Origin of the sequence: Vibrio sp. M260112, from assembly GCF_036533775.1 — a bacterium.
In the GTDB taxonomy this organism is placed as follows: Bacteria; Pseudomonadota; Gammaproteobacteria; order Enterobacterales; family Vibrionaceae; genus Vibrio.
This window is the reverse complement of record NZ_JATABH010000152.1, coordinates 1-1,171: the sequence shown is the minus strand read 5'-3', so window position 1 is coordinate 1,171 and position 1,171 is coordinate 1. Positions and strand designations below refer to the sequence as shown.

Here is a 1,171-nt window from a genome sequence, read left to right as displayed (position 1 = left end):
GTATCACTATTACCTGGACACCTGACGGCTCAACCGATGTACTCACACCTGATACCGTCCTCCCCGAGAATGACCAACTGGATGTTCACAATATCTGGGTTCGCCCAATTGAAGAGCACGAGCAAGAAATTGGCACGGTTCTCTACCCAGAAGAAGATCTAGTCGAATATATTGTCACCTTCCCTGTGGATGCTGGGTTGCCTCCTCTTTACCTGATGTTCCAAAAAACGGCGCGTGATGAGTCCGGGGTTGTTACAGGGAATGGCGAAGATATAACGGGCATATGGTTAGAGAAAGCCAGTGAGGGGTTAGGTTCACCAGTTCCGTCGGAGGTTGCAAATAAGCTCAGAGGTAAAGAATTTAGTAATTTTGATGCGTTTAGAGAAGCATTTTGGACTGAAATTAGCCATTCTGAGCAATTGAAAGAGCAATTTATTGGGACCAACCTTAATACTATGAAAAATGGTAGAGCACCATTCTGTAGAAAAGGGGATCGAGTCGGTGGAAGGGTGAAGTATGAACTACATCATGTAGATGAAATACAGAATGGTGGTGAAGTTTACAATGTAGATAATTTAAGAGTCGTTACCGCTAGAAAACATATAGATATTCATAGGGTGAAAAATGAAAAATAACATCTCGGAATACACGCAATCAGAGTTTTTGCAATTAGTTAATAGAATTTGTGTTGATGATTATGCTACTGAACAAGAACATATCGATGCTGTTTTACATTTCGAAGAAATTATAGGGCATCCAGACGGCTCAGATCTGATTTATTACCCAGAGAATCCTGAAGATGGAACGCCTGAAAATATTGTTAGAATCGTCAAAGAATGGCGCTTGTCTCAGGGCTTACCTGGTTTTAAAAAATGATATAAATGAGCCTGTCGATTAGATGGAGATCTTGAAATTAACCACCTTTACGTCTCTCAAGTTGCGATGGCAAGCCGTGTTGGTGGTGTTAACTATGGTTCTTTTGTCGCAGAGCGTGCTGCGCTATTCAAAAAGCTAGATGGTAGCTTTGCTGCATTATCGAAACGTTCTGTTCAAATCCCAATTTACACTCAGATTAGACGTAACTTAAAACTCTCTACTCATTCTATTATCCATAATGCTGATGAAATTATTGCAAAAGGTCTGGTACCGAATTTAGGTAAGCGTATAGCGA

The 1,171-nt window shown here is 40.8% G+C and carries 2 protein-coding genes and 1 pseudogene; all 3 read left to right on the top strand.

Going from position 1 to position 1,171, the window contains the following annotated elements; all coding sequences use genetic code 11:
- Window positions 1-635, top strand: a 635-nt coding sequence (locus QTN95_RS20745) for an S-type pyocin domain-containing protein (RefSeq protein WP_331418863.1), incomplete at its 5' end; no start/stop codon positions are given.
- On the top strand, window positions 625-876 hold the full coding sequence (locus QTN95_RS20740) for a bacteriocin immunity protein (protein WP_331418862.1): 252 nt from the start codon (window positions 625-627) through the stop codon (window positions 874-876). The genes QTN95_RS20745 and QTN95_RS20740, both read left to right, overlap by 11 nt.
- Before the next feature lie 30 nt (window positions 877-906).
- A pseudogene (locus QTN95_RS20735) lies at window positions 907-1,171 on the top strand (hypothetical protein); the annotation flags it as partial.